This window comes from Shinella yambaruensis (genome assembly GCF_050859155.1).
Classification (GTDB): Bacteria; Pseudomonadota; Alphaproteobacteria; order Rhizobiales; family Rhizobiaceae; genus Shinella; species Shinella yambaruensis.
Window position 1 is genome coordinate 647,221 of sequence record NZ_CP150638.1, and the last position, 21,614, is coordinate 668,834.

The window sequence follows — 21,614 nt, forward strand, 5'->3', positions numbered from 1 at the left end:
CGCGCCTCAGTACTGGTAGTCGGTGAAGACCGGCTCGACGGAGCCGTTCCAGCGGCCGTTGTAGAGCGCCAGCATGTCTTCGGCGAGCGTCGCCTTCTTCGCCAGGACCTCGTCGAGCGGGGCAAGGAAGATTGTCTCGTCGACGCCCTCGCCATTGATCCTGGCGCGGGCGGCAAGGCCCTGGCGGGAGATCGAGACCACTTCGCGGGCGATGTCGAGCAGCGGCTTGTCGCGGAAATCGGCCTTGAGGCCTTCCGCGGGCACGGCGTTGCGCAGCGCCGTCACCTCCTCGACCGTCCAGTCGCGCACAAGCCGCTCGGCGGCATCCAGCGCGCCGTCGTCATAGAGCAGGCCCACCCAGAAGGCGGGCAACGCACAGATGCGCCGCCACGGGCCGCCATCGGCACCGCGCATTTCGAGGAAGCGCTTCAGCCGCACGTCGGGAAACAACGTGGAAAGGTGGTTCGTCCAGTCGCCGAGGTTCGGCTCCCAGTCGGCGAGCTCGCCCTTCAGCGCGCCGGCCATGAACTGGCGGAAGGTGATGTGCGTGCAGTCGTGGTACTTGCCGTCGCGCACGACGAAATACATCGGCACGTCGAGCGCCCATTCGACATAGTCGACGAAGCCGAAATCCGGCTTGAAGGCGAAGGGGATGAGCCCGGAGCGGTTGTTGTCCGTGTCGCGCCAGATGTCGCCGCGCCAGGAGAGCAGGCCGTTCGGCTTGCCCTCGGTGAAGGGCGAGGAGGCGAAGAGGGCGGTCGCCATGGATTGCAGCTTCAGCGAGACCTGCATCTTGCGGCGCATGTCGGTTTCGGAGGAGAAGTCGAGGTTCACCTGGATCGTGCAGGTGCGGTACATCATGTCGAGACCCTTGGTGCCGACCTTCGGCATGTAACGGGTCATGATCTCGTAGCGGCTTTTCGGCATGCGCGGCGTTTCGGCAAAGGTCCATTTCGGGCTGCCGCCCATGCCGAGGAAGCGGATGCCGAGCGGCTCGGCGATCTCGCGCAGCGTGGCGAGGTGCTGGTTGGATTCCTTGCAGGTCTGGTGCAGGTTTTCCAGCGGCGCGCCGGAAAGCTCGAACTGGCCGCCGGGCTCCAGCGAGATGGCGCCCATGCCGGAGGGTTCGGCAAGGCCGATGATGTTGCCGGCATCCATGATCGGGTCCCAGCCGGTCTTGGCCTGCATGCCGTTCAGCAGCGCCGAGATGCTCGCCTCGCCGAAATAGGGCACGGGGCTGTTGTCGGCCGTAAAGAAGACGAATTTCTCGTGCTCGGTGCCGATGCGGAACTTCTCCTTCGGCTTGTTGCCGGCGGCGAGGTAATCCGCCATGTCCGCGACGGTGCGGATCGGCGTCTGGTCGGTGGTGTCACGGGCCATGGGCGTCTTCTTCTGAACGGATGGCGCCCTGCGGAACGCCGGGCCTTGGGAGGGTGCTTGGACCGGAATTAGATGCGGTGCAAGCAAATTCCTTTCAAGGCAGATTCAAAAAAACCCATTCGACATTTTTATCAAAGCGCTTTCTTGCTTTCACGCAAATCCGCTCAGCGCCAGTCGCCGATCGCCGCCTGGATGACGGCCATCGCCGCCACCGCCGCGGTGTCCGCGCGCAGGATGCGCGGGCCGAGCGGGATCGGCGTCACGAAGGCGAGATTGCGCAGCAGCGTGCGCTCCTCGTCGGAAAAGCCGCCCTCCGGGCCGACGAGCAGGGCAAGCTTGCGCTCCTCGATCGCCTTGAGCGCCGGCAGCGGGTTCTGGCTGCCATGGCCTTCGTCGCAGAAGATGATGCGCCGCTCGCGCGGCCACTCGGCCAGCAGATCCTCAAGTTTCCTCGGTGCCGTGACCTGCGGGATCGCCAGGATGCCGCACTGCTCCGCCGCCTCCACGGCGTTCGCCTGCAGCCGCTCGAGGCTGGTGATCTTGCCCTGCACATGCTGGGTGAGGATCGGCTGCAGCACGCCGGCGCCCATTTCCACAGCCTTCTGAACGATATAGTCGAGCCGGCCGACCTTGAGCGGTGCGAAGAGATAGTGGAGGTCTGACGGCGCCGGCTGCGGCCGGGTCTGCTCGACGGGGGTCAGGACGAGGCGCTTGCGGGTCGGGAAGGAGAGCGTGGCGTGCCACTCGCCGTCGCGGCCGTTGAAGAGCAGCACGGCATCGCTCTCCGCCATGCGCAGCACGTTGGCGAGGTAGTGGAAGTGGTCCTTCGACGCCTCGAAGGCCACGCCCGCGGCAAGGGCATCGCCGACGAACAGGCGCTGCATCCGGTAATTGGCACGCATGGTCGGTCTCTCAGGTGAAAAGCGCGTTGAGGGCGAGGAAGACGATGGCCGAGAGGACCGCCGAGATGGGCAGCGTCACGATCCAGGCCGAAACGATCGTCATGAAGTGGGAGCGCCGCACGAGGTAGCGACGGCGCGTCTCGTCGAGGTTTACGGGCTCCTCCTCCGGGGCGATGCGGCTGCCGCGGCTGCGGATATAGTCGATGCGGCGCCGGGAGTTGCGCGTGTACCATTCGCGGAACAGGCCGACGCCGAAGACCGCGCCGACGGCGATATGGGTCGAGGAGACGGGAATGGCGAAGGCCGAGGCCGTCAGCACGGCGACGGCGGAGGACAGCGCCACGCAGAAGGCGCGCATCGGATTGAGCTTGGTGATCTCGCTGCCGACGATGCGGATGAGGCGCGGGCCGAACAGCAGGAGGCCGAGCGAGATGCCGAAGGCGCCGATGACCATGACCCAGAGCGGAATTGCCGCCCCGCTTCCCGCGTCGGCATGCAGGGCCGAGACCACGCCGTAGAGCGGGCCGACGGCGTTCGACACGTCATTGGCGCCGTGGGCGAAGGACAGCAGCGCCGCCGAACAGATCAGCGGGATGCGGAACAGCGTGCGCAGCGACTGGTTGCGGTTGTCGAGCCCTTCCGCATGGCGGCGGACGATCGGCCGGGTGGCGACATAGGTGGCGAGGCCGACGCCAAGGCCGATGAGGAGTGCCGCGCGGAGGGAGAGATCGAAGGCGCCGTTGGTGCCGCCATTGGCGATGAAGGCCGCGAAGGCGCCGGCCATGACCGCGACCAGCACCGGCACCCAGGTCTTCGCCGCGCCGATCTTGTCCTCGCGGTAGATGATGAATTCCTTGATGAAGAAGAGGAACGCCGCGGCGATCACGCCGCCGAGGATCGGCGAGACGGTCCAGCTCACGACGATGACGGCGATCGCGTCCCATTGCACGCTGTGGAAGCCGCTCGCCGCCGCGCCCGCGCCGATCACCCCGCCGACGATGGCGTGGGTGGTGGAGATCGGCGCATTGGCGAGCGTGGCGATGTTGATCCAGAGCGCGGCGGAGACGAGGGCCGCCATCATCGCCCAGGCATAGGTCTCGGGGCTGGGGAAGATCGACCGGTCGACGATGCCCGAGGCGACCGTCGCCGCCACGCCCTGGCCGGCCAGCAGCGCCCCGGCGATCTCGAAGACCGCGGCGATGACGAGGGCGACGCCAAGGCTCATGGCGCGCGCGCCGACGGCCGCGCCGACATTGTTGGTCACATCGTTGGCGCCGATATTCATGGCCATGTAGGCGGCGAGCGCCGCGGTGATGGCGACCAGCACGCCCGGTGTGCCGGTGGCGAAGCTGTTGGCGACGGCCATGGCGATCAGGAGGAAGACGAGGGCGATGCCGACGCCCGTCCACGAGCGCAGCACGAAATGCGTCGCCTGTTCGGTGAAGGTGAGTTTTTCCAGGTCCTTGTCCAGCGTCGGCTTGCGTAGCTGAACCTGTGAATTGGCCATTCCTGCTGCTCCGTTTTGGAGCCCCTGGCACGACCGCCGGGGTCTGTCTGCCGGTGCTTTCCGCCGTCCCTTCGTCACCGGACATCGCCGATGCCTGGGCATCGGCCGGGGCCGGTTTCTCGCGAGCGGACGAAATTCCCGCGGCAGCCTTCCGTCCGGAGGTCGCATCAGGGGCTCTCAGCCGACAGGCACTATCGTCTCAGGGCACCGGCGGCAATATGACAAGGGCCGATCGGGGGCGTTATCAGGCGTCGGGGGTGCCGTTCGGGCCGATTTCGGCGAGCATCGTGCGCTCGAAGGCGAGGATGAGGTCCTTGAGGCCGGGCTCCTGCACGCGGCGGGCGGCCTCCTGGCAGGTCACCCATTCGGCGCGCCGCTCGTCCTTCTCCGGAAAATTCTCGCTGAGGTCGTCGACGGAGAGCGGGAAGACGCGCACCCGGCAATCGACCTTCAGCCCGTGCGGCAGGCCCTTCAGATAGTTGTAGCTGCCGATCGGCGCCGCGCGGATGTTTCCCCTGACGCCGGCCTCTTCCCAGGCCTCGCGCGCGGCCGCCGCCGCGGCGCTCTTGCCGTCCATCGGCCAGCCCTTGGGAATGACCCAGCGGCCGGTGTCGCGGCTGGTGATGAGGAGGATTTCGATCGCCGGCTTTTTCTTCCTCACCCGGTAGCACAGCGCGCCGTATTGTTCTCGGGCCGGCCGGCGGAACATGAGATGGACGTCGCTGACGATGCGGTTGAGAATGTTCAAGGTCTTTTTCGTTCCTCTTGTCGGACGGGCCGGTTGAGTCTGTATAGACCATCTTGCTTGCGCGAGATTTGCGGCGCAAGTCAGGCTTGCGGGGGAAGCCCGCGCTTTTGCATGCGCAATTGCGAAATCCGCTGCCATTCGCCGCTGCGCTCGGCCTCGCGGATGGCGGTGGCGATGTAATCCATGTGCGCCTGGGCGGCCTTTCGCGCCGCAAGCCCGTCGCCGGCCATGATCGCCGCATAGATCGCCTCGTGCTGGGCGAGCAGGTGGCCGCGCGCGTCCTCGGAGGAGAAAACGAGGTGGCGGTGGAAAAAGATCCCCTGGGCGAGCAGCCGGTAGCAGGCGCGCAGCGTATGCAGCAGCACGATGTTGTGCGCTGCCTCGCCGATCGCGTTGTGCAGCTCCACGTCGGCCTCCAGCTCCGCATCGAAGGAGCCTCCCGCATGGGCCTCCCGCATCGCCTCCATGATGCGCGTCAGCATCTGCCGGTCGTATTCGGTGGCGCGGCGGGCGGCAAGCTCGGCGGTGATGCCCTCCAGCTCGCGGCGGTACTCGACATAGTCCTCCGTCGCGCGCTGGTGGCGGGCGATGAGGTCGACGACGGGGCGGGAGAACACCTGGCCGATGATGTCGGCGACATAGGTGCCGCCGCCGTGCTGGCTGATCAGCAGGCCGCGGGTCTCCAGCTCCTTCAGCGCCTCGCGCAGGATGGGGCGGGAGACGTCGAGCCGCCTGGAAAGCTCGCGTTCGCCCGGCAGCCGGTCGCCGTCGCGCAGCACCCCTTCGAGCAGCAGCAGTTCGATCTGCCGCACGACCTCGTCGGCAGTGCGGCTGTGGCTGATGCGGGCGAAAAGGTCGAAGGCGGTGTCGGTCACCGGTGAACACTAGCAATGCGGGCCGAAACTGGTCAACAATCTTGTCCAGTGGGGAGGAGCAGGCCTGCGTCAATGCGCCCTATCTCCAGGGGCCTGACATTTGTTAAGACTATGCTGTTGCACATGAGGGGACAGTGCAGACATGGCAAAAGGCAGCTTCGCCTTTCCGCAGGCGACCGCGCGTGCGCAGGCGCTGGGGGAAATTCACGCAAGACCATACGCGCTGGTGCCGTCGCCGCGCGTCATCTTCCAGCTCGCCTTCCTGACCGAAGGCGGCTCGGCGGTCGATCACGCCGTGATGGGGGAACTGTCGCGCTCGCGCGGCATCTCCCCGCCGGGGCGCGATTCCAGCCACCATGCGCTGAGCTGGGGGCAGGGCACGTTGCGCTGGGAGCGGCATACCGAGTTCTCCACCTATTTCTGGGACGCGCCGGCACCGGAAAAGTTCGGCGGCGAGGTTCCGGTCCATCCGTTCGGCGACAGTTTTTCGCCGCCCGGCACGCTGATCTCGGGCGTGCGGCTGGAAATCCGGCCGGACACGCCGGAAACCCGCGCGGCGATCTCCACCTTCGACCCGACGAGCCTCTGTTACAGCGAGATCAAGAACGGCCAGGGCGCGATCCTCACCGACTTCCGCCAGAATGGCGACGGGCTGACGCAGATCCTCGTCATCGACCGCGGCATGACCGAGGCCGGGCGCGGCGCGCTCGTCCAGCGCCTTCTGGACATCGAGACCTACCGCACGCTCGCCATGATGGGCCTGCCGCTCGCCCAGTCGCTCTCGCCGGACATCCGCCGCATCGAGGACGGGCTGACCGGCATCACCAATGCCATGAAGCAGCATGCCCGCGAGAAGGCCGATACGCTGCTGACGGAGATCACCCGGCTTGCCGCCGAGCTGGAGGCCAATGCGGCGCTCAGCCTCTATCGCTTCGGCGCCAGCCGCGCCTATTACGGCATCGTGCAGGAGCGCATCCGCACGCTCGCCGAGACGGCGGTGTCCGGCTACGAGACCCTCGGCTTCTTCCTGGAACGGCGCCTGGCGCCCGCCATGCGCACCTGTCAGTCGGTGGAGGAGCGGCAGGCGAACCTGTCGCGAAAGCTTGCCCGCGCCACAGCGCTTTTGAGAAGCTGGATCGACGTGGAGCTGGAGCAGCTCAACACGAGCCTGCTCAACTCCATGGACCGCCGCGCCAAGCTGCAGCTGCGCCTGCAGCAGACCGTCGAAGGCCTGTCGGTCGCCGCGATCTCCTATTACGTGGTCGGTCTCTTCGGCTATGTCGCCAAGGCGGCGCACGGGCTCGGCCTGCCGGTCAAGCCGGAAACGCTGACCGGCATCGCCGTGCCCTTCGTCATCGCCGGCATGTGGCTGCTCGTGCGCGCCATCCGCCAGCGCCATGCGGAAGAGGACAAGCATTAGAGCAATGCCAGCAAAAGTGTGCAGCGGCCTGCCGCCGCTCAGGTCGACAGGTCGCACTGGTAGCGCGGCACGCCGTCGGTGACGGCAAAGCCGGTGTCCCAGCCGAAGCCGGTTTCGTCGTGTTTCGCGAGCTTTTCCTGTGCGGCAAGGCCCCGTTCTTTGAACGTTGCCTCGGCAGCCTCCAGCGCGTCGGGCGGAAAGATAATCGCCTGGTAGCTGAAGCCGCTGGCAAGCGCCGTGATGTAGACCTCGATCTCCTTGACCGGCACGCCGCGCCAGGTGCCGCCCGTCACGGGCAGGACGATGTGCAGATACTCGTCCTGCGGTCGGACGGAGGGCGGACCGAAGACGGCCTCGTAGCCGGGCGGAATGGCGATCGCGCCTTCCTTGCGGGCGAAGGCGTAGCTCGATTGCAGGAGGCCGGCCAGCGCGTCGCTGTAGTCGCAGGCATCGTCGAAACCCTGGAGCAGGTGGTCGAGCGGCCTTGCGCCGGCCGCTGCCGGAAGCGCCAGCCCGACCAGCGCCGCCATCATTGTCATCCTGCCGATCATCGCCGTCCTCTCCGCCATGGGCCTGCAGCTTAGAGCATTTCCAGCCGAAGCGAAGTCGCTTCGGCGTTGGATAACGCGGTAAAAGCAAGAATCCAGCGCAAGGGTCCGCCCGCGCCAATCGGCGCATGTGCGGCCGACGGTGCTCAGCGCTCCCAATAGGGCAGGGGGCCGTAGAGGTCGGCGAGATAGTCGATGAACAGCCGCACCTTGACGGGCAGGAACTGCCGGCTCGGATAGACCGCCGAGAGCACCACGTTGCGCGAGCCCTCATATTGCGGCAGCACCTGCACGAGCGCGCCGCTCTTCAGCGCCGGCCCGACATCCCAGGTCGAGCGCAGCGCGATGCCCATGCCGGAGAACACCGCCTCCCGCACCACCTCGCTGGAATTGGTGTAGAGCTGTCCCTGCGGGCGATAGGTGACATTGCCCTCCGGCCCTTCCAGCCGCCAGACGTCCTGGGTGTGCGGCGGCAGGCAGACATGGGCGGGCAGCGCGTCGAGCGAGGCCGGCATGCCGTGGCGTGCGATATAGTCCGGCGAGGCGCACAGCACGCGCCGCACCGAGGCGAGCCTTCGGGCGACCAGCGAGGAATCGGAAAGTTCGCCGATGCGGATCGCAAGGTCGAACCCGCCGCCGACGATGTCGGAGAAGTCGTCGGTCAGCATCAGGTTGACGACGAGCTCGGGATAGGCGTCCATGAAGCCCTTGAGATTGGGGGCGATATGCATGCGGCCGAAGGAGGTGGGCGCGGAGATCCGCAGCGTGCCGCGCACGGCGCCGGAACGTCCCGAGACGAAGGCTTCCGCCTCCTCGATGCCGGAAAGGATGCCGACGATGCGGTCATAGAAGCCCTGGCCGGCCTCGGTCAGCGAGATCTGCCGCGTCGTGCGCTGGAAGAGGCGGGTGCCGAGGCGTTCCTCCAGCCGCTTCACCCGCTTGGAGACGACCGCGGGCGACAGGCCGAGCGCCCGGCCGGCCGCCGACATGCTGCCCATGGCGATGACGCGGGAAAAGATTTCGAGGTCGCCGAGATTTGTCATTCCATCGCGTCCATTCTTGCCGAAACGGACAAAATGCTTAGCATTTGCACCCTGCAATAGGAAGTGGTAAAGAAAACAGACCACTTAGGGCGGGAGGCCAAGACATGGATCAGATCGGGTTCCTGGAGCCGCGTCCGGCGGTGCTGTCGCGCCGCCGCGAGATCGTCGCCGACCTCGTCGATCTCCTGCCGGAAGGCTGTCTCGTGCACGAGCCGCGCGAGCTCGTGCCCTTCGAGACGGATGCCTTCGTGTCCTATCGCCGCCTGCCGCTCGCCGTCGCCCTGCCGGAAACGACCCAGCAGGTGGCGGCGGTCCTCAAATACTGTCATCGCTACGGCGTGCCGGTCGTGCCGCGCGGGGCGGGCACCTCGCTTGCCGGCGGGGCGATCCCGCAGGAGGACGCGGTGGTCGTCGGCCTTTCCAAGATGGCGCAGATTCTCGAAGTGGACTACGCCAACCGCACCGCCACGGTGCAGGCCGGCGTCACGAACCTCTCGATTTCCGATGCCGTCTCCGCCGACGGCTATTTCTACGCGCCCGATCCGAGCTCGCAGCTCGCCTGCACCATCGGCGGCAATATCGGCATGAATTCCGGCGGCGCGCACTGCCTGAAATACGGCGTGACCACGAACAACCTGCTCGGCGTCAAGCTCGTGCTCATCGACGGCACGATCGTCGAGCTCGGCGGCAAGGCGCTTGATGCCGGCGGGCTCGATCTCCTCGGCGTCGTCTGCGGCGGCGAGGGCCAGCTCGGCATCGTCACCGAGGCGACGGTGCGGCTCATCGCCAGGCCCGAGGGCGCGCGCCCGGTGCTCTTCGGCTTCGACAGTTCGGAGGAAGCGGGCGCCTGCGTCGCCGACGTCATCGGCTCGGGCATCATCCCCGTCGCCATCGAGTTCATGGACAAGCCGGCGATCGAGATCTGCGAGGCCTTTGCCGGCGCCGGCTATCCGATGGATGTCGAGGCGCTGCTGATCGTCGAGGTCGAGGGTTCCGAGGCCGAGATGGACGCGATGCTCGCCAGCATCATCGACATCGCCCGGCGCCACGGCGTCAAGGTCGTCAAGGAAAGCCAGTCGGCGACGGAGGCGGCGCTGATCTGGAAGGGCCGCAAGTCCGCCTTCGGCGCCACCGGCCGCATCGCCGACTATATCTGCATGGATGGCACGGTGCCGCTCGGCCAGTTGCCGCATGTGCTGCGCGGCACGGCGGAGATCGTCGAGAAATACGGCCTGCGCGTCGCCAACGTCTTCCATGCCGGCGACGGCAACATGCATCCGCTGATCCTCTTCAACGCCAACGACCCGGAGGATGCCGCGCGCGCGGAAGCGGCGGGCAACGACATCCTGAAGCTCTGCGTCGATGCCGGCGGGTGCCTCACCGGCGAACACGGCGTCGGCATCGAGAAGCGCGACCTGATGCGCCACCAATATGCCGATGTCGACCTCGCCCAGCAGATGGCGGTGCGCGCGGCGTTCGATCCGCAATGGCTGCTCAACCCGTCCAAGGTCTTCCCGCTCGAAGGGCGTCCCGCCGCATGACCCCCATCCACGAACCGCTTTCCGAAGAGGCCGCCGCGCGCCTCGTCCAGGTCGCCGCGCTGTCGCGCACGCCGCTTGCCATCCGCGGCGGCGGCACGCGCAGCCTTGCCGCCGCGCCGGACGGGGCCGAGACGCTCTCGACGCGCGGCCTTGCCGGCATCGTCGCCTATAACCCGGCCGAGATGACCATGACCGCCCGCACCGGCACGCCGCTGGAGGTCGTGGAGGCGGCGCTTGCCGAAAAGCGCCAGATGCTCGCCTTCGAACCCTGCGACCTGCGCGGCGCGCTCGGCTCTTCCGGCATTCCCACCATCGGCGGCGTCTTCGCCACCAATGCCTCCGGCCCGCGCCGCTTCGTCGCCGGCGCCGCGCGCGACAGCCTGCTCGGCGTGCGCTTCGTCAACGGCAGGGGCGAGGTGGTGAAGGCCGGCGGGCGGGTGATGAAGAACGTCACCGGCCTCGACCTCGTCAAGCTGCTCGCCGGCTCGCACGGTGCGCTGGCGCTCATGACGGAGGTCACCTTCCGCCTGCTGCCGGTGCCGGAAACGGCGACCACCATCGTCGTCTCCGGTCTCGCCGACGCGGAGGCTGCCGCTGCCATGGCGACGGCTATGGCGATGTCCGTCGAGGTCTCCGGTGCCGCCCACCTGCCGGAAAGCGTACGTGGCCGGTTTGCCGGCGGCGCGCTGCCGGACGGGGCGGCCACCGTGCTGCGCCTCGAAGGGCTCTCGGCCTCCGTCGCCGTGCGCAGCGAGAAGCTCGCTGCCAGCATGGCCCGCTTCGGCGCCGTGACGCATCTCGATGCGGAGACGACGGCGCGCCTCTGGCGCGAGATCCGCGACGTCGCACCCTATGCCGACGGCACGCCGCGTCCGCTCTGGCGCGTCTCCGTCGCGCCCACCGCCGGCCACCAGCTCGTCGCCGCGCTCCGCCTCGAAGCGGGCGTCGATGCCTTCTACGACTGGCAGGGCGGCCTCGTCTGGTTGCGCATGGAGGCCGATCCCGAGGCCGCCCTCTTGCGCCGCTACGTCAAGGCCGTCGGCGGCGGGCATGCAACGCTGCTGCGGGCGCGGCCGGAGGTGCTGGCGGCAACCGCCGTCTTCGAGCCGCAGGCCGAGGCGGTGGCGGCGCTTTCCGCAAGGGTGAAGGCGAGTTTCGATCCGGCGGGGTTGTTCGTGTCGCGGATTGTGGGGTGAGGATGATCGTTATGATGGAATCTGTCGCTTACCCCCCTCTGCCCTGCCGGGCATCTCCCCCTCAAGGGGGGAGATTGGATGAGGCGGCGTTTCGCCCCTCTTTGACGTTGCATTGGAAACGATGGCCTTACCTCTTGCCGATCTCCCCCCCTGAGGGGGAGATGCCCGGCAGGGCAGAGGGGGGTGCCGAACCCGCCCGCGCCAACGAAGAAGGCGCCCGCTGATGCAGACCAACTTCACTCCTGAGCAGCTTGCCGATCCGCATGTCGCGACATCGGAGAAGATTCTCCGCAAATGCGTGCATTGCGGCTTCTGCACCGCCACCTGTCCCACCTATGTGACACTGGGCAACGAGCTCGACAGCCCGCGCGGCCGCATCTACCTCATCAAGGACATGCTGGAAAACGGCCGGCCGGCGGATGCGGAGGTGGTGACCCATATCGACCGCTGCCTCTCCTGCCTCTCCTGCACGACGACCTGTCCCTCCGGCGTCGACTACATGCATCTCGTCGACCATGCCCGCATGCATATCGAGGCGACCTACAGGCGTCCGTTCTGGAACCGGCTGACGCGCAACATCCTCGCCGCCGTGCTGCCCTATCCGGGCCGCTTCCGCCTGGCGCTGAAGGCGGCCGCGCTCGGCCGGCCCTTTGCCGGCCTCCTCAAGCGCTTCAAGCCGCTCGAACCCTTCGGCGCCATGCTGGACCTTGCGCCCCGCTCCCTGCCGAAGGCCGCGGGCGAGGCGGGGCCGGGCACGCATCCGGCCGCCGGTCCGCGCCGCGGGCGGGTCGCGATCCTCTCCGGCTGCGCCCAGCCGGTACTGAAGCCGGAGATCAACGCGGCGACGATCCGCCTCCTCACCCGCCTCGGCGTCGAGGTCGTGGCGCCGGCGGGCGAGGTCTGCTGCGGCTCGCTCGTCCACCATATGGGCCGCGAGGCGCAGGCGCTGGAGGCGGCACGGCGCAATGTCGACGTCTGGCTCGGCGAGATCGAGAAGGACGGGCTCGACGCGATCATCATCACGGCATCGGGCTGCGGCACGACGATCAAGGACTACGGCTTCATGCTGCGCCTCGACCCGGCCTATGCGGAGAAGGCCGCGCGGGTCTCGGTGCTTGCGAAGGACATCACGGAATATCTTGCGACCCTCGACCTGCCGCAGCAGGAGACGAAAGGGCTGACGGTCGCCTATCACTCCGCCTGCTCCATGCAGCACGGCCAGAAGATCACCATGGCGCCGAAGGTGCTGCTGAAGAAGGCGGGCTTTGCGGTGCGCGATCCGGCGGAAGGGCACCTGTGCTGCGGTTCGGCCGGCACCTACAACATCCTCCAGCCGGAGATTTCCGGCAAGCTGAAGGCGCGCAAGGTCAGGAACATCGAGGCCACCAAGCCGGACATCATCGCCACCGGCAATATCGGCTGCATCACCCAGATCGCGACGGGCACGACGATCCCGATCCTGCACACGGTGGAGCTCATCGACTGGGCCTATGGCGGAACCAAGCCGGCCGTGCTTTCCTGAGGCTGTCACGCGCGGAACAGCCGCTTCGCCCCCGGATTGCCAGAGCATTTCCAACCGAAGCGACTTCGCTTCGGTGTCGGATAATCCAGAAAAAACAAGAATCTAGAGCATTTCCGGTTTATCGTCATCCTCGGGCTTGACCCGAGGATCCATAAGCCGTTGAAAAAAATGGCAACTGTGTTCAAGCGAAGTTGGTTTTGTCGCGCTGCATTGCGTTGAGGATCGTGATGAGCTTTCGCGCGACGGCGATGATGCCGGCCTTTGCGGAACCTGTTCTGGCTGAGACGGCCTGATGGAAGGCGCGCAGGCGCGCTGAGGCCTTGATGGCGCCGAGGGCCGCCATGTAGAGGGCCTTTCGCACGCGTGGCCTGCCGCCCTTGATGCGGCGGCGGCCGGATCTCCTGCCGGAATCGTCATTGAAGGGAGCAAGGCCGGCAAGGCTTGCGGCTGTTTTGGGCGAAAGGCTGCCGAGTTCGGGCATATGGGCCAGCAGGGTCAAGGCTGTCACCTTGCCCACGCCGGGCGCGGAGGTAAGGCGGTGCGCCTGCTGAGCGAGATGTCCATTCTTCATCTGCTCGTCGATCGCAGCCTGGATCGAGGCGATCCTCTCGCCGAGGATGGCGATCATGGCCTCGATGTCGGCGCGGACGGCGGGATCGAAGGCATCGCAAAGATGCCGGCGCTCGGTTGCACGGGCATCGACGAGCTGATCCCGGCGGCGGGCAAGGGCCGCCAGCCGTTCGCGCACCGGGCAAGGCGGCGCCTCGGCCGTCAGGCCGAACATGGTTCCCATCTCGCAAAGCGAGCGGGCATCGATGCGGTCGGTCTTGGCCAGCCGTCCCCGCGCTTCGGCAAAGCGCCGGGCCGTCTTCGGGTTGACGCGGGCAAAGGCGATGCCGGCCTGCGAAAGACACAGGCGCAGCAGCCGGTCGCAATGACCTGTCGCCTCGAAGACGACCAGGTCGGTGGCCGGGTCGAGACCACGGGCAAAAGCGGACAGCGCGGTCTGCTCGTTGGGGATGCGGCAGAACCTGGCCGTTTTCGGATCGAAGATGTCGATCATGTCCTTGCCGATGTCGCAGCCGATGAAGGTATGGTGTATCGTCATGGCGCCTGCTCCTGTGTGCGGGGTCTGTGGCGACAGCCCCGTGCAACTGTTCAGGTTGATGGGCGAAGCGGGAAGGGGCCAAGCCATGCCGCGGCCTGCCGTCACAAACGGCGGCCTGGATCCTCTCGGCCTCCTTCCCGCAACCATCTTACATCAGACCAAACACACAGGGTCCTCGGGTCGAGCCCGAGGATGACGGAAGAGAGGTCAGAGCAAGGTCTCCCGCCAAATGACGCCGGCGCAAGGCCGGCGTCCGGGCGATCTGCGGCGGGCGGTGGATCAGCCGCCGAAGCCGAAGAGGTTGCCGAAGAAGTCGACGCCCTTGTCGTTGTAGCTCACGCTGCCCTGGCGGTTGCCGGGGCCGACGACGATGACCTTGGTGCCGATGTCGGCGCGGGCATAGAGATGCTCCACGTCCTTGTTCATCATGCGGATGCAGCCCGACGACATGTTCTGGCCGATCGTCCAGGGCTGGTTCGTGCCGTGGATGCGGAAGATCGTGTCGCGGCCGCCCTTGAAGAGGTAGAGCGCGCGCGCGCCGAGCGGGTTGTCCTCGCCGCCGGCCTGGGTGACGGGCAGGATGCGGCCCTTCTTGGCCTCGCGGCGGCGCATCTCGGCCGGCGGCGTCCAGCTCGGCCATTCGGCCTTGCGGCCGACCTTCACCACGCCCGACCAGCCGAAGCCGTCGCGGCCGACGCCGATGCCGTAGCGCGTCGCCTTGTTGTTGCCCTCGACATAGTAGAGATACTTGTTGTTCGTATCGACGATGACGGTGCCCGGCGCCTGGTCGGTGACGAAGCGCACCTTGGTGCGCTTGTACTTCGCCGCGACCTGCTTCTTGCTCGGCTGGGCGACGAGCGTCACGTCGGAGGCCGTCTCGACCCGGTCGCCCGTGCGGGCCGCGGGGAAGGCATTCGCCGACGAGACCGGCATGATCGCCGTGGCCGCGACGGTCGCGGCCAGCAAGATCGATGCGTATTTCCGCATGGTATAGTCCCTCTCAATCCTCAATTCTGCGAGGCTAGCCGACTCTCGACCGATTTCAAGCCGGCTTGCGGACAGTAAGACGATTGTGAAGGCGGATTTCTTCGGGGCCTTGTGGCGCCAATACCACAAAATCAGATCACGATGACCTTCGTGCCCACCTTCACGCGCTCGTAGAGGTCGACGACATCTTCGTTGCGCATGCGGATGCAGCCGGAGGAAACCGCATAGCCGATCGTCCAGGGCGCGTTGGTGCCGTGGATGCGATAGAGCGTCGAGCCGAGATACATGGCGCGCGAGCCGAGCGGGTTTTCCGGCCCGCCTTCCATGAAGGCCGGCAGGTAATGGCCCTTGGCGGCCTCGCGGGCGATCATCTCCTTCGGCGGCGTCCAGCTCGGCCACTCGGCCTTGCGGGTGATCGTGTGGGCACCGGCCCATTCGAAGCCCGGCTTGCCGACGCCGACGCCGTAGCGCCGCGCCTTGCCGTCCTTCAGGACGAGGTAGAGGAAGCGGTTGTTGGTATCGATGACGATGGTGCCGGGCTTGTGCCCGCTTTCATAGTCGACGAGCTGCGGCAGGTACATCGGGTCGAACTTCGACTTGACCGGATTGCGCGCCGTGCCGGTCGCCGAGACCTGCTGCACGCGGGCCGCGCCCTCGCGGCGCAGGACGCGGCGCTGCTGCACCTTCTGGCGCTGGATGATGCGGCGGGTGTTGACGGCAGGCTGCACGCCCTCGCCGGTAAGCTGCATCAGCCAGGGCGCGGTAAGGTCGGGGCTGACGATGACCGGCGGGCGGCTCATGTAGCGCTCGCTCGCATGTGCCGCGGTGGTCGTGCACAGAAGGGTCGTTGCCAGGAGGATTCGTATCAACATCGGACGTACTCGCTACTGATCGTCGCCGGGATGCGCCGCGAAACTCTGAAAATTCGGCGCGGGTTCGACGGGAATGCTTGCACCCTGCGATGAAGCGAATGGTAAACGGACGTTCATTCGATATCGACGATGCCGATAAAGCTTTGAGTAGGGTTATTGCCGGCTTTCCAAATGTGGTTGATGAGTGGTAAAGCGGAACAAAAAGGAAACGGAGGGCGCGGTCATGGCAAAGGGACTTCTGGAAGGCGACGACGGACGGGTGCGGTGCGCCTGGCACGGCAATCTCGACGACTACCGCCGCTACCATGATGCGGAATGGGGCCATCCCGTCGTCAGCGACCACCGCCTCTTCGAGAAGATCTGCCTCGAAGGCTTCCAGTCGGGCCTGTCCTGGCTCACCATCCTGCGCAAGCGCGAGGGCTTCCGCGCCGCCTTCGCCGGCTTCGATTTCGACAAGGTCGCCGGCTTCGGCGACGACGACATCGCCCGCTGCCTTGCCGATCCCGGCATCGTGCGCCATCGCGGCAAGATCGTCTCGACGATCAACAACGCCCGCCGGGCGCAGGCGCTGCGCGACGAGTTCGGCACGCTCGCCCGCTACTTCTGGAGCTTCGAGCCGGGCCCGGACGAGCGGCCGGCGCGGGTCGACTGGGAGACGATCGTCGCCAACCCGACGACGCCCACCTCCGTCCGGCTTTCCAAGGACCTGAAGAAGCGCGGCTGGACCTTCGTCGGCCCCACCACCGTCTATGCCTTCATGCAGGCCATGGGCCTCGTCAACGACCATGTGGAAGGATGCTTTTGCCGCGCCGAAGTCGAAGAGAAGAGAAATCGGCTCGAACGGCCATAATTCGCGTCTTGCCGCCACAAATACAGCTTTGATTCTACAACGAATCATGTAGCTTAAGGTTGAGCGGCAAAATCATACATCGTAAGTTCTGGGGTCGGCGTACGCGTGCGTGGTCGTGAAGCGCCGCTTTGTGCTGAATGATTTGGCATGGGGGACAAATGGCGGCGAGCACACCTGCAATGGACGATTCTCGACTTGAAGGCTGGGCCTGTGACAAGGCGCAGGAGATCATGCTCCGGGAGGGCTTTCGCCTGATCCGGTCGGCAAGAAGCGGCAACAACACCGAAATTCGCGAAACGACGCTGCTGATGGCCCGCGCCATCGCGGCCTCGCTGGTTGAGGCGTCGGCGGTCCACCGCAATCCGGCGGCCGAATAAGCGCAGATGAATGGGGATGTGCAGAGGCTCGCCGGCGTTCCGGCGGGCCTCTGCTGTTCTGCCGGCCGGTCTACTTGGCGTTCTTCGCCAGCCAGTCTTCCATCATCCGGATCTCGCCCTCCTGGGCGGTGATGATGTCCTCGGCGAGCTTGCGAAGGCTTTCGTCCTTGCCGTATTGCAGCTCGATCTTCGCCATGTCGATAGCCCCCTGGTGATGGGCGATCATGCCGCGCACGAAGTCTTCGTCGGCATTGCCGGTGAAGTCGATCGCCATGCCTTCATGCATTTTCGTGTTGGCCGCGATGAAGGCCTCGGTGGAGGGGCTTTGTCCGGCCGGCGTCTCCATCGCCATGCCCTGATGGGCGGAATGGTCGGCCTCCTGGGCTGTTGCCGGCAGGGTGACGGCGAGCGCGAGGGCTGCGCCGAGAAACAGGGTCTTTGCGTTCATTGTCTTTTCCAGTTCTGAAGGGTGTCGATAGCCGGGCGCGGGGCGTCCGGATAGGCGGGCGTCAGGACCGGGGAGGGGGATCGAGCGGCCGGTGGGCGAGGCCGGAAAGCTGCGGCACGACGGCGGACAACCGGTCGGAAACACCGACCGTGCGCGCCGCCGGCTCGATGCGCACGGCCTCTATGGCGAAGCAGGCGGAACAGGCAAGCGGATGGGCGGCGCGCTTCGACGTGTCGTGGTCGCCGCCGGCCTCGTCGCTGCCCGACGTGTGCATGGCATGCAGGCCGGAAGGCTGCGCGCCATGCAGCGCCGCCGCGGCCACCGGCACCCAGCCGGAGAGCGCGGCGCCCAGAATGGCGAAGACGAAGAGGATCTGCCTCATGCGCCAACAGATAGGCGGCCCGCGAGCAAAAGGAAAGGGCGGGTCGGGAACGTCCGGCCCTTCCGCGTCCATTTGCTTGGCCGGCGCGCCACCGCGAGCGTGCCCCGGATCGGACCGCCGGCCGTCTCTGGCTGGCCGGGCGGGCGATCCTGGCGAAGCGGAAGGTCGCGTTGCCGCCGCCGCCTCTCCCAGCGCCTGCGCCGCCGCGGCATCCATGGCTTGCGCCGTCGTCGTGCGCGGTTGGGCCATGCTATCGCCCCGGCCGGGATACCGGGGCGCTTCCGCCCTTGCCGCTGCCCGTCCAATCCGCTAGGGAAACCGCAACGGAAATACAGGAATTTCGGGTATCCCGATGAGCGAAAAGCAAAAAAAACCGCAGAAGCTGAAGGCCCGCCTGCCGCGCGGCTTCGTCGACCGTGACGCCGCGGACATCCGCGCCCTCACCGAAATGACCGCGAAGATCCGCGCGGTCTACGAGCACTATGGCTTCGACCCGGTCGAAACCCCGCTTTTCGAATATACCGACGCGCTCGGCAAGTTCCTGCCGGACAGCGACCGCCCGAACGAGGGCGTCTTCTCGCTGCAGGACGACGACGACCAGTGGATGAGCCTGCGCTACGACCTGACGGCGCCGCTTGCCCGCCATGTCGCGGAGAATTTCAACGAGATCCAGCTGCCCTACCGCACCTACCGCGCCGGCTACGTCTTCCGCAACGAGAAGCCGGGCCCGGGCCGCTTCCGCCAGTTCATGCAGTTCGACGCCGATACGGTGGGCGCGGCCGGCGTTCAGGCGGACGCCGAAATGTGCATGATGTTCGCTGATACGATGGAAGCCCTCGGCATCGCCCGCGGCGACTACGTCATCCGCGTCAACAACCGCAAGGTTCTGGACGGCATGCTGGAGGTCGTCGGCCTTGGCGGCGAGGAGAATGCGGCGCGCCGGCTGAATGCCCTGCGCGCGCTCGACAAGTTCGACAAGTTCGGCATTCCCGGCGTCCGCGAGCTTCTCGGCGCGGGGCGCAAGGACGAAAGCGGCGATTTCACCAAGGGCGTCGGCCTCGATCCCGCCGGCATCGAGCTGCTGGTCGGCGTGCTCGACACCTCGTCCTTCGGCGACAACCTGGAGACCGTCGCTTCGCTCGACCGTCGCTTCGGGCAGAACGAGCGTGCCCGCGAGGGCGTGCAGGAGCTCGAGCAGATCGCGAAACTCGTCGCCAGCGCGGGCTATGATGCCGGCCGCATCAAGGTCGATCCCTCCTGCGTGCGCGGTCTCGAATATTACACCGGCCCGGTCTTCGAGGCCGAGCTGCAGTTCGCCGTCACCAACGAGAAGGGCGAGAAGGTCGTCTTCGGCTCCGTCGGCGGCGGCGGCCGTTATGACGGCCTCGTCTCCCGCTTCATGGGCCAGCCGGTGCCGGCCACCGGCTTTTCCATCGGCGTCTCGCGCCTGATGACGGCGCTGAAGAATCTCGGCAAGCTCGGCCAGGACGAGGTCGTCGCCCCCGTGCTCGTCACGGTCATGGACGGTGACATCGAGAGCATGGGCCGCTACCAGCGTTTCACGCAGGAGCTGCGCGCCGCCGGCATCCGCGCCGAAATGTACCAGGGCAACTGGAAGAAGTTCGGCAACCAGCTCAAATATGCCGACCGCCGCGGCGCCCCCGTCGCGATCATCCAGGGCGGTGACGAGCGCGCCGAAGGCCTCGTGCAGATCAAGGACCTGATCGAGGGCAAGCGCCTTTCCGGCGAGATAGAGGACAACATCGCCTGGCGCGAGGCCCGCGTGGCGCAGGTCTCCGTGCCGGAGGCCGAACTCGTCGCCAGGGTTCGCGAAATCCTCGACGCCCAGGCCGAAGACCGGGCGCGGGCCGGCTGACGGCGATGAGCGCGCGGTTCCACCCCCCTCTGGCCTGCCGGCCATCTCCCCCACAGGGGGGGAGATCAAATTGTTGCACCGTTTCGCCCATCGCCAACGCTTCACTTTGGGCAATGCCGATATGGCCAGCCGATCTCCCTCCCTGTGGGGGAGATGGCCGGCAGACCAGAGGGGGGTGTGCCTCCCCACGACCGGAGGTGTTTCCATGCCTCTAGTCAACCTCCCCGCCTTCGCGCCCGATCTCATCGCCGATCTCGAACGTCTCGGTACGGAGCGTGTCGACACGCCGGTCATCCAGCCGGCCGAACCCTTTCTCGACATGGCGGGCGAGGACCTGCGCCGGCGCATCTTCCTGACGGAGAGCGAGACCGGCAAGAGCCTGTGCCTCCGGCCCGAATTCACCATTCCCGTCTGCCTGCGCCATATCGAGACGGCGACGGGCACGCCCAAGCGCTACGCCTATCTCGGCGAGGTGTTCCGCCAGCGCCGCGAGGGCTCGAACGAGTTCTACCAGGCCGGCATCGAGGATCTCGGCGAGCCGGACGTCGCAAGGGCCGATGCGCGCGCCGTGCATGACGCGCTGACCGTCTTGAAGAATCGCCTGCCGGGCGTGGCCTTCTCCGTGGTGCTCGGCGACCAGTCGGTCTTCGAAGCCGTGGTGGCGGCCTGTGGTCTTCCCGCCGGCTGGCAGAAGCGGCTCGTCCATGCCTTCGGCAACCAGGCGCAGCTGCAGCGGCTGATGGACGACCTCTCCAATCCCGCGCGCGACGGCGTCTTCGGCCCGGAGGTCGATCGCCTCGCCATCCTCGGCAAGCTCGACGACGAGGCGACGCTGATCGCCCATATCGACGCGACGATGGAGGCGACCGGCTATTCCACCAATGCCAGCCGGAGCCCGGCCGATATCGCCCGGCGCCTGCGCGAGAAGATGGAACTGGCCAACACGCGGCTCGATGCCCGCACGCTGGCGCTCCTCAGGGAGTTCCTGGCGCTGGAGCTGAGCCTTGCCGAGGCGCCCGGGGCGCTCGCCGCCTTCGCGGAAAAGGCCGGCCTCTCGCTCGGCGCGGCGCTCGCGCGGTTCGAAAGCCGCGTCGCGGCGCTCAGCGCCACCGGCGTCGATCCGGCGACGATCACCTATCGCGCCGCCTTCGGCCGCCCGCTCGATTATTATACCGGCCTCGTCTTCGAGATCGCGCCGGCCGGGGAGAGCCTGGTGCTTGCCGGCGGCGGCCGCTTCGACCGGCTCTTGACCCTGCTCGGCGCGAAGGAGCGCATTCCGGCCGTCGGCTTCTCGCTCTGGCTCGACCGTATCGCGGGCGTGAAGGGAGCTGCCGCATGACCATCACCATCGGCCTTCCTTCCAAGGGGCGCATGAAGGAGGACAGCTCCGCCGTGCTCGCCCGCGCCGGTTTCTCCGTCGTCGCCGTCGGCAACGACCGCTCCTATCGTGGCCGCGTCGAGGGGCGCGACGACATCGAGATCGCCTTCCTCTCGGCCTCCGAGATCTCCCGCGAGATCGCCAACGGCACCGTCGATTTCGGCGTGACCGGCGAGGACCTGGTGCGCGAGGGGCTGGCGGAGGCGGATGCCCGCGTCGAATTCTGCGCCCGCCTCGGCTTCGGCCATGCGGATGTCGTCGTTGCCGTGCCGGAAATCTGGCTGGATGTCGACACGATGGCGGATCTCGGCGACGTCGCCCAGGATTTCCGCGCCCGCCACGGCCGGCGGCTCACCATCGCCACGAAATACTGGCGCCTCACGCAGCAGTTCTTCTCCGGCAACCACGGCATCCAGCTCTACCGCATCGTCGAGAGCCTCGGGGCGACCGAGGGTGCGCCGGCCTCGGGCTCGGCCGACATCATCGTCGACATCACCTCGACCGGCTCGACGCTGACGGCCAACCACCTGAAGATCCTCTCCGACGGCGTGATCCTCAAGTCCGAGGCCTGCCTCGTGCGCGCCCGCAAGGAAGAACATGAGGGCGATCCCGTCGTCGCCGAGATCGTCCAGGCGGTGCGCAAGGCGCTCTGAG

Annotated in this window: 21 protein-coding genes; 9 read left to right on the plus strand and 12 right to left on the minus strand. The window is 67.0% G+C overall.

Translation table 11 applies throughout. The features are described 5' to 3' along the window. Positions 1 to 6: 6 nt before the first annotated feature. From WMC41_RS03110 to WMC41_RS03130, 5 genes are all read right to left on the minus strand, one after another. The gene (locus WMC41_RS03110; protein ID WP_288080575.1) at positions 7 to 1,380 is read right to left on the minus strand and encodes a glutamate--cysteine ligase; all 1,374 of its coding nucleotides are present in this window, start codon (positions 1,378 to 1,380) and stop codon (positions 7 to 9) included. A 164-nt stretch (positions 1,381 to 1,544) separates the two neighbouring features. Further along, positions 1,545 to 2,282 carry a 16S rRNA (uracil(1498)-N(3))-methyltransferase gene (locus tag WMC41_RS03115; protein WP_432347005.1) on the minus strand — a complete coding sequence of 246 codons (738 nt, stop codon included), beginning with the start codon at positions 2,280 to 2,282 and terminating at the stop codon, positions 1,545 to 1,547. A 10-nt stretch (positions 2,283 to 2,292) separates the two neighbouring features. Then, positions 2,293 to 3,789 (minus strand): inorganic phosphate transporter, encoded by a 1,497-nt coding sequence (locus WMC41_RS03120; protein WP_244767930.1) that lies wholly within the window; start codon positions 3,787 to 3,789, stop codon positions 2,293 to 2,295. A 244-nt stretch (positions 3,790 to 4,033) separates the two neighbouring features. Beyond that, on the minus strand, positions 4,034 to 4,537 hold the full coding sequence (locus WMC41_RS03125; RefSeq protein WP_432347006.1) for an NUDIX hydrolase: 504 nt from the start codon (positions 4,535 to 4,537) through the stop codon (positions 4,034 to 4,036). A gap of 80 nt (positions 4,538 to 4,617) precedes the next feature. Further along, on the minus strand, positions 4,618 to 5,412 hold the full coding sequence (locus tag WMC41_RS03130; protein ID WP_432347007.1) for a FadR/GntR family transcriptional regulator: 795 nt from the start codon (positions 5,410 to 5,412) through the stop codon (positions 4,618 to 4,620). 142 nt (positions 5,413 to 5,554) lie between these two features. Here WMC41_RS03130 and WMC41_RS03135 point away from each other — a divergent pair, with 142 nt between their 5' ends. Further along, positions 5,555 to 6,832: a DUF3422 family protein gene (locus tag WMC41_RS03135; RefSeq protein ID WP_244767927.1), complete on the plus strand. Its 1,278-nt coding sequence runs from the start codon at positions 5,555 to 5,557 to the stop codon at positions 6,830 to 6,832. Positions 6,833 to 6,870: 38 nt separating this feature from the next. On the opposite strand, the gene WMC41_RS03140 is transcribed toward WMC41_RS03135, so the two are convergent. Beyond that, positions 6,871 to 7,383, minus strand: a complete 513-nt coding sequence (locus WMC41_RS03140; protein ID WP_432347008.1) for a hypothetical protein — start codon at positions 7,381 to 7,383, stop codon at positions 6,871 to 6,873. A gap of 143 nt (positions 7,384 to 7,526) precedes the next feature. Then, a complete protein-coding gene (locus WMC41_RS03145) occupies positions 7,527 to 8,423 on the minus strand; it encodes a LysR family transcriptional regulator (protein ID WP_288080585.1) in 897 nt (298 codons plus the stop codon). A 104-nt stretch (positions 8,424 to 8,527) separates the two neighbouring features. Here WMC41_RS03145 and WMC41_RS03150 point away from each other — a divergent pair, with 104 nt between their 5' ends. The 3 genes from WMC41_RS03150 to glcF all read left to right on the plus strand — a co-directional run bounded on the left by WMC41_RS03150 (position 8,528) and on the right by glcF (position 12,682). Beyond that, entirely contained in the window at positions 8,528 to 9,964 is a 1,437-nt protein-coding gene (locus WMC41_RS03150; protein WP_432347009.1) for an FAD-linked oxidase C-terminal domain-containing protein, read from the plus strand. Beyond that, positions 9,961 to 11,160: an FAD-binding protein gene (locus WMC41_RS03155; RefSeq protein ID WP_432347010.1), complete on the plus strand. Its 1,200-nt coding sequence runs from the start codon at positions 9,961 to 9,963 to the stop codon at positions 11,158 to 11,160. The genes WMC41_RS03150 and WMC41_RS03155 overlap by 4 nt, the downstream gene beginning before the upstream one ends. Positions 11,161 to 11,383: 223 nt before the next feature. Next, positions 11,384 to 12,682, plus strand: a complete 1,299-nt coding sequence (gene glcF, locus WMC41_RS03160) for a glycolate oxidase subunit GlcF (RefSeq protein ID WP_432347011.1) — start codon at positions 11,384 to 11,386, stop codon at positions 12,680 to 12,682. Positions 12,683 to 12,863: 181 nt separating this feature from the next. Here glcF and WMC41_RS03165 read toward each other — a convergent pair whose 3' ends face one another. The 3 genes from WMC41_RS03165 to WMC41_RS03175 all read right to left on the minus strand — a co-directional run bounded on the left by WMC41_RS03165 (position 12,864) and on the right by WMC41_RS03175 (position 15,649). Then, complete coding sequence (locus WMC41_RS03165; RefSeq protein WP_432343682.1) at positions 12,864 to 13,790, minus strand: IS110 family transposase; 927 nt, start codon at positions 13,788 to 13,790, stop codon at positions 12,864 to 12,866. A gap of 279 nt (positions 13,791 to 14,069) precedes the next feature. Continuing rightward, a complete protein-coding gene (locus WMC41_RS03170) occupies positions 14,070 to 14,777 on the minus strand; it encodes a L,D-transpeptidase (RefSeq protein WP_244767921.1) in 708 nt (235 codons plus the stop codon). Between the two features lie 131 nt (positions 14,778 to 14,908). Further along, entirely contained in the window at positions 14,909 to 15,649 is a 741-nt protein-coding gene (locus tag WMC41_RS03175) for a L,D-transpeptidase (RefSeq protein WP_288080589.1), read from the minus strand. Positions 15,650 to 15,872: 223 nt separating this feature from the next. Between WMC41_RS03175 and WMC41_RS03180 the strand changes: the two genes are divergently transcribed. After that, positions 15,873 to 16,499, plus strand: coding sequence for a DNA-3-methyladenine glycosylase I (locus WMC41_RS03180; RefSeq protein WP_288080591.1), 627 nt, complete (start codon positions 15,873 to 15,875; stop codon positions 16,497 to 16,499). Between the two features lie 158 nt (positions 16,500 to 16,657). Beyond that, complete coding sequence (locus WMC41_RS03185; RefSeq protein WP_432347012.1) at positions 16,658 to 16,876, plus strand: hypothetical protein; 219 nt, start codon at positions 16,658 to 16,660, stop codon at positions 16,874 to 16,876. 70 nt (positions 16,877 to 16,946) lie between these two features. On the opposite strand, the gene copM is transcribed toward WMC41_RS03185, so the two are convergent. Both copM and WMC41_RS03195 read right to left on the minus strand, forming a co-directional pair. Then, positions 16,947 to 17,324, minus strand: a complete 378-nt coding sequence (gene copM, locus WMC41_RS03190) for a CopM family metallochaperone (RefSeq protein WP_244767917.1) — start codon at positions 17,322 to 17,324, stop codon at positions 16,947 to 16,949. A 61-nt stretch (positions 17,325 to 17,385) separates the two neighbouring features. Further along, on the minus strand, positions 17,386 to 17,706 hold the full coding sequence (locus tag WMC41_RS03195; RefSeq protein ID WP_432347013.1) for a hypothetical protein: 321 nt from the start codon (positions 17,704 to 17,706) through the stop codon (positions 17,386 to 17,388). Between the two features lie 352 nt (positions 17,707 to 18,058). On the opposite strand from WMC41_RS03195, the gene hisS reads away from it, so the two are divergent. From hisS to hisG, 3 genes are all read left to right on the plus strand, one after another. Then, entirely contained in the window at positions 18,059 to 19,582 is a 1,524-nt protein-coding gene (gene hisS, locus WMC41_RS03200) for a histidine--tRNA ligase (RefSeq protein WP_288080597.1), read from the plus strand. Positions 19,583 to 19,787: 205 nt separating this feature from the next. Continuing rightward, positions 19,788 to 20,921, plus strand: a complete 1,134-nt coding sequence (locus WMC41_RS03205; protein ID WP_432347014.1) for an ATP phosphoribosyltransferase regulatory subunit — start codon at positions 19,788 to 19,790, stop codon at positions 20,919 to 20,921. After that, entirely contained in the window at positions 20,918 to 21,613 is a 696-nt protein-coding gene (hisG, locus tag WMC41_RS03210) for an ATP phosphoribosyltransferase (protein WP_244767913.1), read from the plus strand. Before WMC41_RS03205 ends, hisG begins: the two co-directional genes overlap by 4 nt. Position 21,614: the final 1 nt, after the last annotated feature.

Coding starts and splice junctions, on each gene's coding strand:
- copM (WP_244767917.1), bottom strand. CDS start 17,324: ATGAACGCAAAGACCCTGTTTCTCGGCGCAGCCCTCGCGCTCGCCGTC.
- WMC41_RS03140 (WP_432347008.1), bottom strand. CDS start 7,383: ATGATCGGCAGGATGACAATGATGGCGGCGCTGGTCGGGCTGGCGCTT.
- WMC41_RS03205 (WP_432347014.1), top strand. CDS start 19,788: ATGCCTCTAGTCAACCTCCCCGCCTTCGCGCCCGATCTCATCGCCGAT.
- WMC41_RS03195 (WP_432347013.1), bottom strand. CDS start 17,706: ATGAGGCAGATCCTCTTCGTCTTCGCCATTCTGGGCGCCGCGCTCTCC.
- WMC41_RS03110 (WP_288080575.1), bottom strand. CDS start 1,380: ATGGCCCGTGACACCACCGACCAGACGCCGATCCGCACCGTCGCGGAC.
- WMC41_RS03175 (WP_288080589.1), bottom strand. CDS start 15,649: ATGTTGATACGAATCCTCCTGGCAACGACCCTTCTGTGCACGACCACC.
- WMC41_RS03115 (WP_432347005.1), bottom strand. CDS start 2,282: ATGCGTGCCAATTACCGGATGCAGCGCCTGTTCGTCGGCGATGCCCTT.
- hisG (WP_244767913.1), top strand. CDS start 20,918: ATGACCATCACCATCGGCCTTCCTTCCAAGGGGCGCATGAAGGAGGAC.
- WMC41_RS03180 (WP_288080591.1), top strand. CDS start 15,873: ATGGCAAAGGGACTTCTGGAAGGCGACGACGGACGGGTGCGGTGCGCC.
- WMC41_RS03165 (WP_432343682.1), bottom strand. CDS start 13,790: ATGACGATACACCATACCTTCATCGGCTGCGACATCGGCAAGGACATG.
- WMC41_RS03185 (WP_432347012.1), top strand. CDS start 16,658: ATGGCGGCGAGCACACCTGCAATGGACGATTCTCGACTTGAAGGCTGG.
- WMC41_RS03120 (WP_244767930.1), bottom strand. CDS start 3,789: ATGGCCAATTCACAGGTTCAGCTACGCAAGCCGACGCTGGACAAGGAC.
- glcF (WP_432347011.1), top strand. CDS start 11,384: ATGCAGACCAACTTCACTCCTGAGCAGCTTGCCGATCCGCATGTCGCG.
- WMC41_RS03135 (WP_244767927.1), top strand. CDS start 5,555: ATGGCAAAAGGCAGCTTCGCCTTTCCGCAGGCGACCGCGCGTGCGCAG.
- WMC41_RS03150 (WP_432347009.1), top strand. CDS start 8,528: ATGGATCAGATCGGGTTCCTGGAGCCGCGTCCGGCGGTGCTGTCGCGC.
- hisS (WP_288080597.1), top strand. CDS start 18,059: ATGAGCGAAAAGCAAAAAAAACCGCAGAAGCTGAAGGCCCGCCTGCCG.
- WMC41_RS03145 (WP_288080585.1), bottom strand. CDS start 8,423: ATGACAAATCTCGGCGACCTCGAAATCTTTTCCCGCGTCATCGCCATG.
- WMC41_RS03170 (WP_244767921.1), bottom strand. CDS start 14,777: ATGCGGAAATACGCATCGATCTTGCTGGCCGCGACCGTCGCGGCCACG.
- WMC41_RS03155 (WP_432347010.1), top strand. CDS start 9,961: ATGACCCCCATCCACGAACCGCTTTCCGAAGAGGCCGCCGCGCGCCTC.